This is a genomic window from Aquisalimonas asiatica, assembly GCF_900110585.1.
In the GTDB taxonomy this organism is placed as follows: Bacteria; Pseudomonadota; Gammaproteobacteria; order Nitrococcales; family Aquisalimonadaceae; genus Aquisalimonas; species Aquisalimonas asiatica.
In genome coordinates this window covers 175,290-191,639 of the sequence record NZ_FOEG01000004.1, presented here as the reverse complement: position 1 = coordinate 191,639, position 16,350 = coordinate 175,290, and the positions used below count along the sequence as shown (strand labels likewise).

Annotated in this window: 18 protein-coding genes; 8 read left to right on the top strand and 10 right to left on the bottom strand. The window is 67.7% G+C overall.

The features are described from left to right. The 7 genes from BMZ02_RS10760 to BMZ02_RS10730 form a co-directional block, all read right to left on the bottom strand. Entirely contained in the window at positions 1–390 is a 390-nt protein-coding gene (locus BMZ02_RS10760; protein WP_091643440.1) for a RidA family protein, read from the bottom strand. Between the two features lie 74 nt (positions 391–464). Then, on the bottom strand, positions 465–1,484 hold the full coding sequence (locus BMZ02_RS10755; protein ID WP_091643437.1) for a GGDEF domain-containing protein: 1,020 nt from the start codon (positions 1,482–1,484) through the stop codon (positions 465–467). A gap of 121 nt (positions 1,485–1,605) precedes the next feature. Beyond that, positions 1,606–3,294, bottom strand: a complete 1,689-nt coding sequence (locus tag BMZ02_RS10750) for an ExeM/NucH family extracellular endonuclease (protein WP_091643434.1) — start codon at positions 3,292–3,294, stop codon at positions 1,606–1,608. A 48-nt stretch (positions 3,295–3,342) separates the two neighbouring features. Continuing rightward, complete coding sequence (gene spoT / locus BMZ02_RS10745; RefSeq protein WP_171909914.1) at positions 3,343–5,499, bottom strand: bifunctional GTP diphosphokinase/guanosine-3',5'-bis pyrophosphate 3'-pyrophosphohydrolase; 2,157 nt, start codon at positions 5,497–5,499, stop codon at positions 3,343–3,345. Positions 5,500–5,525: 26 nt separating this feature from the next. After that, positions 5,526–5,789: a DNA-directed RNA polymerase subunit omega gene (rpoZ, locus tag BMZ02_RS10740; protein ID WP_091643428.1), complete on the bottom strand. Its 264-nt coding sequence runs from the start codon at positions 5,787–5,789 to the stop codon at positions 5,526–5,528. A 148-nt stretch (positions 5,790–5,937) separates the two neighbouring features. Then, positions 5,938–6,549 carry a guanylate kinase gene (gmk, locus tag BMZ02_RS10735; protein WP_091643425.1) on the bottom strand — a complete coding sequence of 204 codons (612 nt, stop codon included), beginning with the start codon at positions 6,547–6,549 and terminating at the stop codon, positions 5,938–5,940. Between the two features lie 13 nt (positions 6,550–6,562). Then, on the bottom strand, positions 6,563–7,426 hold the full coding sequence (locus BMZ02_RS10730; protein ID WP_091643421.1) for a YicC/YloC family endoribonuclease: 864 nt from the start codon (positions 7,424–7,426) through the stop codon (positions 6,563–6,565). Positions 7,427–7,625: 199 nt separating this feature from the next. Here BMZ02_RS10730 and rph point away from each other — a divergent pair, with 199 nt between their 5' ends. Genes rph through BMZ02_RS10705 form a run of 5 tightly spaced genes read left to right on the top strand, consistent with a single transcriptional unit; the run spans position 7,626 to position 10,601 of the window. Beyond that, a complete protein-coding gene (rph, locus tag BMZ02_RS10725) occupies positions 7,626–8,345 on the top strand; it encodes a ribonuclease PH (RefSeq protein WP_091643418.1) in 720 nt (239 codons plus the stop codon). Further along, a complete protein-coding gene (rdgB, locus tag BMZ02_RS10720) occupies positions 8,345–8,938 on the top strand; it encodes an RdgB/HAM1 family non-canonical purine NTP pyrophosphatase (protein WP_091643415.1) in 594 nt (197 codons plus the stop codon). Before rph ends, rdgB begins: the two co-directional genes overlap by 1 nt. A 45-nt stretch (positions 8,939–8,983) precedes the next feature. Next, a complete protein-coding gene (hemW, locus tag BMZ02_RS10715; protein WP_091643412.1) occupies positions 8,984–10,141 on the top strand; it encodes a radical SAM family heme chaperone HemW in 1,158 nt (385 codons plus the stop codon). Further along, a complete protein-coding gene (locus BMZ02_RS10710) occupies positions 10,138–10,326 on the top strand; it encodes a CPXCG motif-containing cysteine-rich protein (RefSeq protein WP_091643410.1) in 189 nt (62 codons plus the stop codon). Before hemW ends, BMZ02_RS10710 begins: the two co-directional genes overlap by 4 nt. Positions 10,327–10,364: 38 nt before the next feature. Further along, complete coding sequence (locus BMZ02_RS10705) at positions 10,365–10,601, top strand: hypothetical protein (RefSeq protein ID WP_091643407.1); 237 nt, start codon at positions 10,365–10,367, stop codon at positions 10,599–10,601. A gap of 10 nt (positions 10,602–10,611) precedes the next feature. On the opposite strand, the gene dinB is transcribed toward BMZ02_RS10705, so the two are convergent. Continuing rightward, positions 10,612–11,688, bottom strand: coding sequence for a DNA polymerase IV (gene dinB, locus BMZ02_RS10700; RefSeq protein WP_091643404.1), 1,077 nt, complete (start codon positions 11,686–11,688; stop codon positions 10,612–10,614). Positions 11,689–11,759: 71 nt separating this feature from the next. Here dinB and BMZ02_RS10695 point away from each other — a divergent pair, with 71 nt between their 5' ends. After that, the gene (locus tag BMZ02_RS10695) at positions 11,760–13,184 is read left to right on the top strand and encodes an FAD-binding oxidoreductase (protein WP_091643401.1); all 1,425 of its coding nucleotides are present in this window, start codon (positions 11,760–11,762) and stop codon (positions 13,182–13,184) included. On the opposite strand, the gene BMZ02_RS10690 is transcribed toward BMZ02_RS10695, so the two are convergent. Together BMZ02_RS10690 and BMZ02_RS10685 are read right to left on the bottom strand one after the other, a co-directional pair. Further along, entirely contained in the window at positions 13,181–13,840 is a 660-nt protein-coding gene (locus tag BMZ02_RS10690) for a glutathione S-transferase N-terminal domain-containing protein (RefSeq protein ID WP_091643399.1), read from the bottom strand. The two genes, BMZ02_RS10695 and BMZ02_RS10690, sit on opposite strands and share 4 nt — an antisense overlap. Before the next feature lie 18 nt (positions 13,841–13,858). Then, a complete protein-coding gene (locus tag BMZ02_RS10685; protein WP_091643397.1) occupies positions 13,859–15,088 on the bottom strand; it encodes a hypothetical protein in 1,230 nt (409 codons plus the stop codon). A 179-nt stretch (positions 15,089–15,267) separates the two neighbouring features. On the opposite strand from BMZ02_RS10685, the gene BMZ02_RS10680 reads away from it, so the two are divergent. Then, positions 15,268–15,645, top strand: coding sequence for a DUF3135 domain-containing protein (locus BMZ02_RS10680; protein WP_171909896.1), 378 nt, complete (start codon positions 15,268–15,270; stop codon positions 15,643–15,645). 114 nt (positions 15,646–15,759) lie between these two features. Then, a complete protein-coding gene (locus tag BMZ02_RS10675) occupies positions 15,760–16,017 on the top strand; it encodes a type B 50S ribosomal protein L31 (RefSeq protein WP_091643392.1) in 258 nt (85 codons plus the stop codon). Positions 16,018–16,350 lie beyond the last annotated feature (333 nt).

The window sequence follows — 16,350 nt, the reverse complement described above, 5'->3', positions numbered from 1 at the left end:
TCAGGCCTTGTCGCGCACCAGTATGGCGTCCATCTCGACGCCCGCTCCCTTGGGCAGGCTCGCCACCCCCAGGGCGGCCCGGGCCGGGTAAGGCGCGTTGAAACGCTCCTCCATCATCTCGTTGACCAGCCCGAAGTTGCCCAGATCGGTGAGGTAGATGTTGAGCTTGGCGATATCCTCCAGGCTGGCACCCGCTGCTTCACAGACGGCCTGCAGGTTGTTGAACACCTGCTCCACCTGGGCGCGGATGTCGCCACGAACCAGATCCATGCTCTCCGGGTCCAGGGGAATCTGCCCGGACAGGTAAACGGTGTTGTCGACCCGGATGGCCTGTGAGTACGGCCCGATGGCCGAGGGTGCCCGATCCGTGTGGATCACTTCCCGCGTCATGGCGCTTGTCCTCTCCTCGTTGGAATCGATTGATGGCAACTCTGCCAAAGGTAACAGAAAGGGCTGCGTTACGGTCACACGGCCTGGTTGCCCAGTGCCCCCTCCGGAAACGTCGTCTCCGCCGTCGCCACGTTGACGCGGTTACGGCCAGCCGCCTTGGCGGCATAGAGGGCGGCATCGGCGCGCCGCAGCCAGTCGCGCTGGGTCTCGCCGTAGCGCAGCTCGGCCACGCCCGCGGAGACGGTGAGCTGGTCCGTACCGGGAAAACGGGTCGCGGCGACCCTTGCCCGCAGCTTCTCCGCGATGCGCGTGGCGGCACCGGCACGGGTCGACGGCAGCGACACCACGAACTCCTCACCGCCGTAGCGGAACACGCGGTCGCTTTGCCGCAGACGGTGCCGCAGCAGCTCCGCGAGCTGCACCAGGATCTCGTCACCCACCAGGTGGCCACGGGTATCATTGATCCGCTTGAAGTGATCGATGTCCAGCACGATCAGGGAGCAGGGAAGTCCGTAGCGGTCGCGCAGGTAGACGGCCTCATTCAGCCGGTTCTCCATCTGCCGGCGGTTGCCGGCGCCGGAGAGGGGATCCTCCATTGCCAGACCTTCCAGCTCCCTGGCACTGCGCTGCAGGTTGTGGGCAAACACGAAGGTGAAACTGCTGGTCAGCAGCAGCGTGGAGAGAATCCGCAGCACGTGCTCCACGGGCATGACCATGATCAGCACGGGTGTGGCCACCAACAGGAACACCACGTTGATGATGGCGGCAATACGGAAGCTGTAGAGCAGGTAGAACACCAGCACCAGCGGATACGCCCAGTACACGCCCACCAATGACAGCTCGTGGATGGAAACCAGCACGGCACCAATGGCCGTGGCCACCACCACGGCGTTCAACAGCGGCGCGACGTGTTCGCGCCGGTAGATCCAGGCAGCCAGGGAGAGAAACGCCGCGGCGGCGCCACCCACCGCCAGGCTCATGAGCGCGCCCGTCGTGACCATGTGGTAGAGCGCGAAGGGGATCAGCAGTACGCCGGCCACCGCGTAGACCCGTGCCGTGTAGTTGAAGTTCAGGTGGCGATTGTGGAGGCGCAAGCGGACCCCGGCTACTCTGGTGTCTGATTCTGATTGTTTCGCGCAGAGTCGGCGCTTGATGACGTTTCATTACGACAACGCGTAAGAAGTCTACCATAATCACGGCGTTCCGCACGGGACGTCAGTGCAGGGCGTCAATGCCGAGAAGCAGCGGGTCGTGGTCCGATGCCCGGTACGGGCCATCGGTCGCAGGCGCGTCCGACAGGCGTCCGTCGACGCCGAAAACCGGCGGCTCGTCGGCATTGATGTGCCAGATCGTGGCGCCGGCCACCCGTGCCGCCATGGATTCACTGGCGAACCCGTAATCGAGGGTCCCGGCGCCGCCACGGAAGACGTAGCTGTACTGGCTCTCCGGCGGTAGCCGATCCGCCACCAGGTTCAGGTAGTCCGCCGCCTCCAGTCGGCGTACGGGATCCTCCGCGGCGTAGCTGTTGAAGTCGCCGAGCAGCAGCACGTCATCGACACCCGTGCGGGCCACCTTGCGCCCGACGAAATCCAGCAGCGCGTCGGCCTGACGCGTGCGCAGACGGTTCCAGCAGCCCTGGCCGCGATCGACATCGCCGGTGTCCGGGCAGCCCACCTTGGCCTTGAAATGCACCACCACCGCCAGCAACGGCTCACCGTCCACGGGCCGGAACACGGCCGCCTGGGGTGGTCGGTTATGCACGGAGGCCGTGTCCCGGAACGGCCCTTCCAGCAGCGTCAGTCGGTCCGGGCGGTAGGCGAACCCCACCTTGATGGCATCGGACCCCGTGTCGCCCCCGGTGACGGCACGGTATTCCGGGCCGTCAAGCGCGGCGCTTGCCCGTTCCGCGAGATCCTCGGCGGCGGCGGCATCGTTCTCCAGCTCCACCAGGGCCAGCAGGTCGGCGTCGAGCCCCTGCAGGGCTGCCAGCAGCCGCGCGCGCTGACGCTCCAGCGCATCCGCATCGGCAGCACCACGCTCTCCCAGGGTCAGAAAGTAGTTTTCCACGTTGAACGCCGCGGCACGTACGTCGCCGGATACCGATGCCGGCGCCTCGGGTCGCGGATTGGCCGCCTGGAACCGGGGCGGTTCCACGGGATGCAGTCGCCAGCGGTCAAAGGCGAACGTCAGCACCCCCACCGGCGCGTGCACCCGGTCACCGGCACGCCGGGTGCCACTGGTGTCATCCAGGTAGGGGACCGGGTCGGGGTCGGCCCGGTAGCTGCCATCGTCGAGCAGAAGGCGCTCGCCGGGCTGGTCGTCGCTGCGGCCGCGGATCAGCCGCTCCGGTGCCAGCTCGAGGGTGCCGTAACGGCCAAGGTGGTAATTGTCGATCACCGTGAGCGTGCCGGGATAGCGCACGAGCCGCCCCTCCAGGCGGTCACGGTCCGCGTCGGCGAGGGGGAGTTCCAGCGTGTCCGGCTCCGGTCTGCCCGGAGCCCCACAGTGGTACACGGTCTCCACATCGCCAATCTGGGGCCGGCCATGGAAGCGGGCGGTGACGCCCGTGACCTGCAGCAGGTGCCCGGGGCGCACGCGCTCCCGCTCCGCCTCGGTCAGCCCCGGGGCGTAGACGAACAGCGCCCCGGGCGGCTGGCCGTCCGGGGCCTGCATGAAGAATCCGTTCAAGGCATCCCGCCCCGGAAACGCGCCGGTGACAACGCCCTCGACGGTCACCGGCTCGCCTTCGGGAATCGCCCCATCGCCCTGCCCCGACGCCGCCGCCAGGGGCACCGGCTCGTCGCGGCAGGGGTCGGCGGTATCACCGAAGGCCAGGTAAGCGACCAGCAGGGCAGCCATCCCGGCGCCCCACAGCACGTCCTTGCGCATGAGCCAGTCCTTCATGATGTGATCCTGTTGTTGCTCCCGCCCCTGGGAGACGCGGCAGGCCGCTTAGCCTTTGACGCGGTTGATGCGCAGCACGCTGTTCAGCACGCGCAGCCGGCGCATGATGCGCGCCAGGTGCCGGCGGCCGCTAACCGCGATGCTGAAGTTGATGGTGGCAATCATGCCGTCACGCTCGTCCACCGAGACGTTGAGGATATTGCCATCGCTGTCGGAGATGGTGGACGCCACCTCCGCAAGTACCCCGCGCTCGTTGACCACGTCCACCCGCACCGGCACCGGAAACTCCCGCTGGATGTCCGCTTCCCACTGGACGTCGAGCCACTTCTCGGGGTGTTTGCGGTACTCCTGCAGGTTGTTGCAGTCCTGCAGGTGAATGACCATCCCCCGACCGGAGCTGGCAAAGCCGATGATCGGATCGCCCGGGATGGGATTGCAGCAGCGCGCGAACGTAACCACCGCCCCCTCGGTGCCGCGGATGGTGAGCCGCTGCATGTCGTCGGTTTCCGACTCCACCAGCTCCTCCGAGAGCCCGGCCAGATGACGGGCCGCCAGCCAGGGCATGCGGCGCCCGAGCCCGATGTTCTCGAGCAGGCCGTCCAGGGTCTCGAAGCCCTGGGCCTCCAGACCCTGCTCCACCTGCTCCGCCGGCAACTGGTCAAGCTCCAGCGACAGGCTCTGCAGCGCCTGCTCCAGCAGCCGCCGCCCGAGGCTGGTGGCCTCTTCGTGGCGCAGGTTCTTGAGGGAGTGACGAATCGCCGAGCGCGCCTTGGCGGTCACGACGAAATCCAGCCAGGCGGGATTGGGACGCGCGCCCGGCGCGGTGATGATGTCGATGGTCTGCCCGGTCTCGAGCTGCGTGCGCAGGGGAGCCAGCCGTTTGTCCACCTTGGCGGCCAGGCAGGTATCACCGATGTCGGAGTGCACGGCATAGGCGAAGTCCACCAGCGTGGCGCCGCGCGGCATCTCCATGATGTCACCGCTGGGCGTGAACACGTAGACCTCGTCCGGGAACAGGTCCACCTTGACGTTCTCGATGAACTCCAGCGGGTTGCCGGCGTTCTTCTGCATCTCCAGCAGATCCTTCACCCACTCCCGCGCCTTGCTCTGGGCGGTGTTCTCCGTGGCCTCGCCCATCTTGTACATCCAGTGGGCGGCCACCCCCATCTCCGCAACCCGGTGCATCTCGTCGGTGCGGATCTGGACTTCTATCTGGATGCCCCTGGGTCCCCAGAGCATGGTGTGCAGGGACTGGTACCCGTTGCTCTTGGGGATGGCGATGTAGTCCTTGAAGTGGCCGGGCATCGGTTTGTAGAGGCCGTGCATTGCCCCCAGCACGCGATAGCACTCATCCACCGAGCCCACCACCACGCGAAAGCCGTAGACATCGAAAACGGCGTTGAACCCCTTGCGTTCGCCGTAGCCGCGCATCTTCTGGTAGATGCTGTAGAGGTGCTTCTCGCGCCCCTGGACGTGGGCGTCGATCCCCATTCCGGTCAGGCGCTCCTGGAGCGCATCGTTGACCTTGGCCACCAGCTTCTTCTGGTTGCGCCGCGCCTTGCGCACCTGCGCCTTGATCACCCGGCAGCGCATGGGATGAATCGCCGCGAAGCAGAGATCCTCCAGCTCGATGCGGACGTTGTTGATGCCAAGGCGGTTGGCGATGGGGGCGTAGATATCGAGGGTTTCCCGGGCAATGCGACGCCGCTTGTGGGGCGGCATGACCCAGACGGTGCGCATGTTGTGGAGGCGGTCCGCCAGCTTGATGATGATGACCCGGATATCCCGGGACATGGCCATCATCATCTTGCGGAAGTTCGCCGCCTGGGCCTCGGCCTTGCTCTCGAAGTGGATCTGGGTGAGCTTGGAGACCCCGTCGACAATTTCCGCCACTTCCTCGCCGAAGTCCGACGCGATCTGCTCCTTGGCGGTGGGCGTATCCTCGATGACGTCGTGGAGTATGGCGGCGACGATGCTCTGGTAGTCCAGCCGCATCTCCGCCAGCACCTTGGCCACCGCCACGGGATGGGTAATGTACGGCTCGCCCGAAAGGCGCCGCTGGCCCTCGTGCGCTCTGGCCCCGAACCGGTAGGCGCGATAAACCGTCTGCACGTGCTCGGGCTCGAGATAGGTCTCGAGCAAAGAACACAGCTCGCTGATCCGGTGGCTCGGGTCAGCGCCGGTTGGTTCATCCGCCTCCGTCAGTGGGTCAACACGGGCCAAGCATCACCTCAGTTCTCGTCCGGCGTCTCCGGAGTGGGCTGGGTTTCGGCCGCGACCTGATACTCCGTCTCCAGATCCTCTTCCAGAATGGAAGGGCCTACATGGGCGCCTGCAATCTCGCGCAGCGCCAGCACGGTCGGCTTGTCGTTCTCGAGCGGGACGCGCGGTTCCAGTCCGTTCGACAGCTGCCGTGCCCGTTTGGTGGCCACCAGAACCAGTTCGAAACGGTTATCAACGTTTTCGAGGCAATCCTCGACGGTAACGCGTGCCATGAAAAAACTCCTTGAGACAGAAAGCTACTGATTCAGTGTACCTTAAACACGGGGCAAGTGTGATGCCCCGCACCATGAACGGTCAGATCATGCACCACGGGAGTGCTGCCAGAGGTTACAACCCCGCGGCCGCCCGGTCAGGCGGCGGTCAGGCGAGCAGGTCGGCGAGGGTTCCGGCAAGGCGCTCACGCTGTGCCACCAGCCGCAGCCGGCGTGTGCGCACGATGGAGACCAGCTCGTCCAGTGCGTGGCCGAAGGCGTCGTTGACCACCAGGTAGTCGTACTCGTCGTAGTGGGACATTTCGTTCACCGCCTCGCGCATGCGACGGGCGATGACCTCTTCCGGATCCTTCCCGCGCTCACGCAGCCGGCGATCCAGCTCCTGGCGAGAGGGCGGCAGCACGAAAATGGAGACGCACTCGGGCATGGCCTGGCGCACCTGCTGGGCGCCCTGCCAGTCAATCTCGAGGATGACGTCGGTTCCGGCCGTCAGCTGCCGCTGCACGGCGCTGATCGCGGTGCCGTAGGCATTGCCGAACACCTCCGCATGCTCCAGGAAGTCGCCGGCAGCGATCATGTCCCGGAACGTCTCCGCACCGACAAAGTGGTAGTCGATGCCGTCCCGCTCACCATCCCGCCGCGGCCGGGTGGTATGGGACACGGAGATGCTCAGCCCCGGAACCGTATCCACCAGCGCCTTGACCAGGCTGGTCTTGCCGGCGCCCGACGGCGCGGAAACAATATACAGCGTGCCGATCATGGGGTCGGGGTCCTCACTCCAGATTCTGGATCTGCTCGCGCATCTGCTCGATCAACACCTTCATGTCCACGGAGGTATTGGTGGTCTCCAGCGCGGCGGATTTCGAGCCCAGTGTATTGGCCTCGCGATTGAGCTCCTGCATGAGGAAGTCGAGCCGCCGGCCGATGGGCTCCTGCCGCTGCAGCACGGCCTGAATCTCCTGCACATGCGCCTCCAGGCGATCCAGTTCCTCGGCGACGTCCATGCGCTGGGCGATGTAGATGAGCTCCTGCTCCAGGCGGTGAGGATCGGCGGGCTGCTCCAGTTCCGCCAGGCGCTGCTCCAGCTTGCGCCGCACACGCTGGTTGATCTCGGGCATGCGCGCACGGATGTCGCTGGCCAGCGTCTGGAGCTGCGTGGCCCGCTCGCCGATCATGGCAGCCAGCCGCTCACCCTCGCGCTCCCGCGTCGCCACGAAACCGTCCAGGGTCTCGTCCAGAAGATTCAGGGCCGCCTCCTTGACCGGCTCCAGATCGCGCCCCTGCTCCTGCAGCACGCCAGGGAGGCGAAGCAGGTCCGTGGCCGGTATGGGCGCCGCGCCGTGCAGCCGGACGTTGAGCTCACGGGTCGCTGCGAGCAGCTGGTCCACGTACTCCCAGTTCAACTGCACATCAGTGGACGCCGCAGCGGCCTCGAACCGCAGGCTGCACTCCACCTTGCCGCGCCCGAGACGCTTGCCGATGCGCTCGCGTACGGCGGTATCCAGCTGGCGGAGATCGTCCGGCAGACGCGGGTGAACGTCCAGGTACCGGTGATTCACGGACCGGAGCTCCCAGGACAGGCGACCCCACTCACCCTGGGTTTCCCGGCGCTCGAACGCGGTCATACTGCGCGGCATGGCGCCTTCTCCCTGTGGCCCTGTTGCTGACTGGCAGGATGGAGCGGTGAAACGCCCGCTCGGAAGACTGGTATCTTACGCATTCTGACGCCCGCGCAAAACCGGCACACGCGGCGCGGAGGGCGGGATCCCCGGGCACGCGCGAACGCGGTTGTGTTACGCTCTGCGCCCCTGATTCAACCACCCCGGAGGTTCCGCCATGCGCCCCAGCGGCCGCCAGCCCGACGAACTGCGCACCATCCGCCTGACACGCCGGTTCACCAAGCACGCAGAGGGCTCCGTGCTGGTGGAGTTCGGCGACACCCGCGTGCTGTGCACCGCTTCGGTGGAAGAGAGCGTCCCCGGGTTCCTGCGCGGCAAGGGCCGCGGCTGGGTGACCGCCGAGTACGGCATGCTGCCCCGCTCCACCGGCTCACGCATGGGCCGGGAGGCGGCGCGCGGCAAGCAGCAGGGCCGGACCGTGGAGATCCAGCGCCTGATCGGCCGCTCCCTGCGCGCGGGCATCGACATGGAGGCGCTGGGTGAGCGGGCGGTGGTCATCGACTGCGACGTGCTCCAGGCCGACGGCGGCACGCGCACGGCCTCCATTACCGGCGGCTATGTAGCGCTGGCCGACGCCATGACCACGCTCATGGAGCGGGGGCAGCTCAAGCGCAGCCCGCTGCACGGACAGGTCGCCTCGGTCTCCGTGGGCATCTACCGGGGCGTCCCGGTGCTGGACCTGGACTACCCTGAAGACTCGGAAGCGGAAACGGACATGAACGTGGTCATGAACGACGCCGGTGCGTTCATCGAGGTCCAGGGCACGGCCGAGGGCCACGCCTTCCGGCGGGACGAGCTGGACGCCATGACCACCCTGGCGGAGAGCGGCATCGCCGAGCTGATCCGCCATCAGCGCGAGGCCCTGGAGGCGTCGTAATGCAGCGCACGGTGTTCGCCAGCAACAACGCGGGCAAGGTGGCGGAGGTCGCGGAACTGCTGCGGCCCACGGGCCATACGGTCATCCCGCAGTCGGAGTACCTGGTTCCGGAAGCGGAGGAGACCGGGCTGACGTTCGTGGAGAACGCCCTCATCAAGGCGCGCAACGCCTGCCACCACACCAGCCTGCCGGCCATCGCCGACGACTCCGGCCTGGAAGTGGACGCGCTCCAGGGCGAGCCGGGGATCTATTCGTCCCGCTACGCCGGCGAGCACGGCGACGACGCCGCCAACAACAGCCTGCTGCTGGGCGAGCTCGCCGGCGTGGCGGACGCCGGGCGCACGGCACGATTCCGCTGCGTCATGGTCTACCTGCGACACGCCGAGGATCCGGCACCACTCATCTGCCAGGGCGTCTGGGAAGGCCGCATCCTGGAGGCACCACGCGGCGCGGGCGGCTTCGGCTACGATCCGGTGTTCTGGGTCCCGCAGGAGGGCTGCAGCGCCGCGGAGCTGCCGCCGGAGACCAAGAACCGCCTGAGCCACCGCGGGCAGGCGCTGCGGGCACTGCTGGCAGCACTGGGCAACGGCTGAGCCGGGGACGACCGTCGCCGGTCGCCGCACCGGAAGCGGGTCATCATGAGCACACTCGCAACACCACCGCTGGGCCTCTACGTGCACCTGCCCTGGTGCGTGCGCAAGTGCCCCTACTGCGACTTCAACTCCCACACCGCCCCGGACCAGCTGCCCGTGGGCGACTATCTCGCGGCCCTGCGTGCGGATCTGAACAGTGAGCTGGAGCGCGCCCAGGGCCGGCACATCGAGACCGTGTTCATCGGTGGCGGCACGCCCAGCCTGTTTCCGGCCGACGCCATCGGTACCGTGCTGGAGTGGCTGGGTGACCACCTCGCCGCCGACGCCGAGATCACCCTGGAGGCCAACCCCGGGACGCTGGAGCAGGGGCGTTTCGCCGGGTTCCGCGCCGCCGGGGTGAACCGGCTGTCCATCGGCGTGCAGAGCTTCGACGATGCCCGCCTGCGGGCACTGGGGCGCATCCACGGCCCGGACGACGCCCGCCGTGCGGTGGACGCCGCCCACGACGCCGGCTTCGAGACCTTCAACGTGGACCTCATGTTCGCCCTGCCGGGCCAGGATCACGCCGGCGCCATGGCGGACATTGATGAAGCCCTGCGGCTCGGCGCCCCGCACATCTCCCACTACCAGCTCACCATCGAACCCAACACGGTGTTCTACTCCCGCCCGCCGGCGCTGCCCGACGAGGAGACGGCCTGGGCCATGCAGCAGGCGTGCAGCGCCCATCTGAGCGGACACGGCCTGCAGCGCTACGAGGTCTCGGCCTGGGGGCGGCCCGGCCACGCCTGCCGGCACAACCTGAACTACTGGCGCTTCGGCGACTACCTGGCCATCGGCGCCGGCGGCCACGGCAAGGTGAGCGATGAACACCGCGGACGCATCAGCCGCTACCGCAAGGTGCGGGTGCCCGCCTTGTACATGGCGCGCGCGCGCGAGGGCCGCGCCGACGCGGAGTGCACCGACGTGCCGGCGGCGGACCGCCCGCTGGAGTTTCTCATGAACGCACTGCGCCTGGACGAAGGCTTCAGCCTGTCCCTGTTCACGGCCCGCACCGGGCTGCCCGCCGCGGCCATTGCGGACCGGATCCAGGGCGCGGTGGACGACGGCCTGCTGGAACGGGATGGGGACCGCGTGCGGACCACCCCTGCGGGCCACACGTATCTGGACTCCCTGCTGCAGCGCTTTCTGCCGGAGACGCCATGATCACCGAGACCACCGTCGACTGCCCCTATTGTGGCGAGCCGTTCACCACGCTGGTGGACTACTCCGAGGGCGAGCAGCGCTACATCGAGGACTGCCAGATCTGCTGCCAGCCCATCGAGTTCGTGGTTGCAGTGGACGCCAGTGGCGAGCTCGCCGATGTCACCGTGCTCCGGGATGACGAGTGACATGGACGGATCCGCAGTCCGGGTTTATATAACTGGATATGAGCGACTACCACCCCATCGGATGCGAGACGTATGCGGCCCTGGAGATTGCCATCGTGCAGGGTGTACGGCTGCGCGTGGGCTGGCAGAGCCCGGACGGGCGCTGGCATGTGGAGCCGCTGTTGCCGGTCGACCTGCGCATCCGCGCCCAGGAGGAGTACCTGATCGCGCAGCGCGGCGCCGGACGGCCGCTGGAGATCCGGCTTGACCGGATCTGCGGTTTCCGGCCGCTGTAGGCAATCGGCGCTACAGCAGAGCCATCTGACGGCCCGCCTCCAGATCCCGGGCTTCCAGCCCCGACGCCGTCACGCCCAGCAGGCGCACCGCGCGGCGGTCCACATCGGTTTCCTCCAGCAGCACGTCCAGCACCGGCAGCATGTCGGCGGCTTCGCGCATGGGCAACCTCCCGGTGCGGCGGCGGGTGATCTGCTCGAAATCGGCGTACTTCACCTTGAGCGTCAGCGTGCGCGCCTGCAGCCCCTTCTCCGCGAGGCTTGCGGCAACCTTGGCGGCCAGGGGCTCCAGCGCCGCAAGCATGTCCGCCCGCGCGGCGAGGTCCCGGCGGAAGGTGGTCTCCGACCCCACCGACTTGCGCTCGCGCACCGGCTGCACCGGGCGCTCGTCGATCCCCCGGGCAATGCCGTAGTAGAACGGCGCGCGCTTGCCGAACGCCTGCTGCAGCGCCACCAGATCCCACTGGCGCAGATCGGCCCCGGTGTGAATGCCCAGCCCGTGCATGCGCGCCTCGGTGGCGCGGCCGACACCGTGAAACCGGCCCACCGGAAGGTCGGCCACGAACGCGGCTCCCTGGTCCGGGGTGATGACGGTCAGCCCGTCCGGCTTGTCCAGATCGGACGCCTGCTTGGCCAGAAACTTGTTGTAGGAGACACCGGCCGAACAGGTGAGCCCGGTCTCCTCGCGCACTCTGGCGCGAATGGTGTGGGCCACCCGGGTTGCCGAGCCCTCGAAACCGGGGGTGTCGGTGACATCCAGGTACGCCTCGTCCAGCGACAGCGGCTCCACCAGCGCCGTGTAGTCGAAAAAGATGGCGCGGATCTGCCGGGAGATGGCGCGGTAGACATCGAACCGTGGACGGATGAAGACGGCATCCGGGCACAACCGGATCGCCCGTGCCGCCGGCATGGCGGAGTGGATGCCGTAGCGCCGGGCCTCGTAGCTGGCCGCCGCCACCACACCCCGGCCGTCGGGCGAGCCGCCAACCACCACGGCGCGACCGCGCAGGCTGGTGTCGTCACGCTGCTCCACGGACGCATAGAACGCGTCCATGTCCACGTGCAGGATCTTGCGATGCTCAGCGGTCATGCGCGCGGATTCTACCCGAGTCGGGGGCCGGCCGTCGGGCCCCGTGGCGGCCACCATGGCACAATGCCGCCATGGACCTGACACACAGCACACAGGAGGCCCTGGACCGCATCCGGGCCACCGTCGGCACCGCGGGCTGGATCGAGGGCGAGGCCCGGGCACCGTACCTGCGCGAGTGGCGCGGCCTGTTCCAGGGGCGCGCGGCCGCCGTGGTGGCGCCCGCCTCCACGGGCGAGGTCTCTGCAGTCATGGCACTTTGTCACCAGGCGGGCATCGGCGTCGTACCCCAGAGCGGCAATACCGGGCTGTGCGGGGGCGCCGCCCCGGATGCCAGCGGCACCCAGATCATTCTCAGCCTGCGCCGCATGCGGCAGATCCGCGATGTGGATGTCACCAACGACACCCTCACCGCCGAAGCCGGCTGCATTCTGGCGGACGTGCAGCACGCCGCGACCGACGCCGACCGCCTGTTCCCGCTCAGTCTCGCCGCCGAAGGCTCCTGCATGCTGGGCGGCAACCTGGGCACCAACGCCGGAGGCACCAACGTGCTGCGTTACGGCAACGCCCGCGACCTGTGCCTGGGGCTGGAGGTGGTGCTGGCGGACGGCCGGGTCTGGAACGGCCTCTCCGGGCTGCGCAAGGACAACAGCCGGTACGACCTGAAAGACCTGTTCATCGGCAGCGAGGGCACGCTGGGGATTATCACCGCCGCGGTGCTGCGGCTCTATCCGCGGCCCCGCCAGGTGCAGACGGCGCTGCTGGCCCTGCCGTCGCCCGAGGCCACGGTCGCGCTGCTGCCAGCGCTGCGCGAAGCCGGCGGCGATACACTGACCGCCTGCGAGCTCATGAGCCGCACCAGCCTGACCATGGCACTCAAGCACGTGCCCGGCTGCCGTGATCCCTTCGATGCGCCGCACCCGTGGTATCTGCTGGTGGAGCTATCCACGCCCCAGGCCGGCGATGCCCTGCGCGACGCGCTGCAGGCATGCCTGGAACGGGAAATGGAGCAGGATCGGGTGGTGGACGGGGTGGTGGCGGAGTCCCTGGACCAGGCGCAGGCGCTCTGGCGGCTGCGGGAGAGCATCCCCGAGGGCCAGACACGGGAGGGCGCCAGCATCAAGCACGACGTCTCGGTTGCGGTCTCGCGCATCCCCGCTTTTCTCGCCGAGGCCACGGCACGGGTCGAGGCCGCCCTGCCGGGCGTGCGGGTCTGCCCCTTCGGCCATATCGGCGACGGCAACATCCACTTCAACCTGTCGCAGCCGGAGGGCGCCAACCCCGACGCCTTCCGCGCGCAGTGGGATGACTGCAACCGCGTCGTCCACGACGTGGTCGCCGCCATGGGCGGCTCCATCGCGGCCGAGCACGGGGTGGGGCAGCTGAAAGTCGCGGAGCTGGAGCGGCTGAAAGACCCGGTGGAGCTCGCGCTGATGCGGCAGATCAAGGCGGCCCTGGACCCCACCGGTATCATGAATCCCGGCAAGGTGGTGCGCTAGACCCGCTCCAGTACAGCATCCCGCCACTCACGGATCCGTGGCTCATCGGCCAGCAGCGCATCACCATCCACCAGCCGCTGCCACTGGAGCATGCCGGCGACACTGTAGTCCGCGTAGGCCGGCGCGGCACCGCTGATCCACGGTTGGTCCTGCAGCAGCTGCCGCAGCGGCGTCAGCTCCCGAAGCACGGCCGCCACGGCGTCGTCCCGCTGCGCGCGGATCGCCGCCACCGACAGCCCGAACCGCCGTTCACGGGTGGTCACGAAGTAGTCGTGGTCGGCCGGATCCAGGTGGTGGTCGACGATGGCGGGCAACACCACCCGCAGCAGTGCCGGCCCCAGCCGGGTGTCGGCCCAGGTATTCACGAAACGGGTGGTGGCCCGGGCGGCGTCACCACCGAACAGGGCAGGGGCATCAGGATAGGCGTCTTCCAGGTAACAGGCGATGGCCCAGGAGTCGCTGATGGTCCGCTCCCCGTCCACCAGCACCGGCACCTTCTCCTGCCCGCTGAAGGCGATCAACGCCTTGTCCGTAAAACGGCAGGGGATCCGCTCCGCCTCCAGCCCCTTGTGCACCAGCGCCATCCGTGTGCGCCAGCAATAGGGGCTGAAGCGCAGATCCGCCGCCCCGGTGAGTTCGTAAAGCTGACGCGCCATGACGCCTCCCCGCTGGTCTCAGAACGGCAGATAGACCTGGACGTTGCCGCCGCCGAACGCCGCCCGGTGCAGCCGTGCGGTGGGGTTCAGGGCGACGTAACCGCCGGTGGACTGATTGACGGTCACCTGCAGCGGCAGGGTCAGTTTGGCATAGAACCCGCGTTCGTCATCCGGCTCGCCGTCCTCGCGCTGGCGCACGTCGGCGTGGTTGACGAACACCCCCGGGGCCAGCTGCAGGCGCTCGCTCAGCCGCCGGGTGACGCCCAGATAGGCCATGCGTTCCAGACGGTCCTGGCGGTCGACCCGGCCATCATCGGCCGGCCGCCGCTCCCGCTCCACCAGGCGGAAGTAGCGTACGCCGCCCCAAAGGGAGGTGTCGGCGCTGTAGGCGTACCGGAGTTCGGCCGTGGCCTGGGAATGACGGCGCCGCAGCCGCTGCTCGGGATGGTCGCTGTCGCCGCGGTCGTCCAGCGCCCGGGTGGTGTAGAGGCCCTCCACCTCCAGCCCCATCTCCCATGCATCGCCGAAGGGCACTTCCACACCCACGCCGCCGCGGCCCTGCTGGTAGCGGTAGGTGAAATCCCCGGCGTGGTCGTGCAGGCGCGTGTTGTCGTTGTAGTTGGCAAAGCCGTAGACCAGCGCCTCACCGAGCCGGTAACCGCCGGACAGGTAGTAGGTGAACGGATAGCGGCCGTACTCGGCATCCCCCTGCTTGTCGTTGAAGATGAAATCCGGGGCCACCACGACGGCGCGCGCGTGACTGCCATCACCACCCTCCCAGGCCAGTTCGCCGTGAAGGTCCACGTTCTCCTTGGCGCCCTCCACGTCGCCGTAGACCGTGGCCGTCACGCCGGAGCCCTGCCCCAGCTCGGAGCCAACGCCGATGAGATTGCTGTCGTAGCGGCCATCGAAATCCTCGAACCGCCGGTAGCGGTAGCGGAAGTACCCCGGCCCATCGAAATCGCCGGTCAGCTGGATCTCCTGACGGGTATACAGCTCATCACTGCGGGTGCTGCCCGCGGTGCCGAAGACACCGTCGCGCGGGGGGCTCATCCCCTGATTCAACCCGGGTGCCGGCTCGAAGGTGAACCGATGGAGAAAACTCTCGGTGTTGTAATCAAACTGGCGACCGTCCACCACATCCCGCCGGAATGGCTGGGGCTCGCGCCAGTCGGCAGCAGCATGATGGGCCACCGCAACGGCCCCCAGTACCCCCGCCACACCCAGTTGAAACAGTCTGATCACCATAGGCTCCTCGTAACCGGCATCGCTCCTTTGATCCAGCCGCCTATGCTACCCACCTTCCCGAAGATTGTGTGAGCGCTGCCTGCGCGCCCGGCAGCAGACACGGGCGGCGTGGACTAAGCTTCAGGAACATGCTGGACAATGCCCATGGGGCTCCGGCCTTCAGCCACGGGAGAACCACAATGACAGAAACCCGGCTGACACCGCCTGACTTCGATGAATGGCGCGACCTGGCAGTGCGGGATCCGGACGCCTTCGAACACCGGCGCCGGGCGCTGATCAACGCGACCATCGAGGATGCCCCGCCGGAGCGGCGAGGCCGGCTACGGCGCCTGCAATGGCGGATCGACACGGTGCGCGCCCGGCAACGGGACCCGCTGTCGGCGTGCGCGGCCCTGTCCCGCATGATGTGGCAGAGCGTACGCGGTGACCAGGGGCTGCTCAACCAGGTGGCCTACCTGCACGCGCGCTGGACGGGCAGCGCCATGCGCGAGCCACCCCGGGCACGCGTTCTGCCGTTCACCCGCCCGGGCGAACGGCCGGGCGCCGGGAACGACTGAGCCACCTCGACGGACCTTGTCATCCCCGGCTCCGGAAGGTATGATCCGCCCCCTTATTGAATACCCCGCACGCGCGGCCAGTACGCGTGTGCCAAACCGAACAGGTATCCGGTCATGAAGAAGGACATCCATCCGAACTACCGCGAAGTCGTCTTTCAGGACATCGCCTCGGATTTCGCCATCCTGACGCGCTCGACGATCCGCACCAGCGAGACCATTACCTGGGAAGACGGCAACGAGTACCCGCTGGTCAAGGTGGAAGTCTCCAGCAAGAGCCACCCCTTCTACACCGGCAAGCAGCGGGTGCTGAGCAGTGGTGGTCGCGTGGACCGCTTCAAGCAGAAGTACGGCCGCGTCCGCAAATCCCGCTGAACGCCCTGGCGCACCGCTGTCGTGCAGCGGTGCGCACGGGAGTAACACAGCACCCCGAAGAACCCGCGCCATGTGCGCGGGTTTTTTGCGTTGCAGCACCCGAAAGCCGGGCATTCACCAACCGCGCCCGGATTTTATCGACTTTTTCTCACCCATTTTTTGTATTTTTAACGAAATTACGGCGAATTTCGCGCTTCTTTGCACCTTCTTCCCCACCCGCTTCATTGCTGTTACTATCACCGCCGATCGGTCAACCGGAGGCGGCCTTCGCCGCGGTAAGTTGCTGCCAACCACGCCCTTCGGCCCGGCACGCAATGACCGGGGTCCAGACCC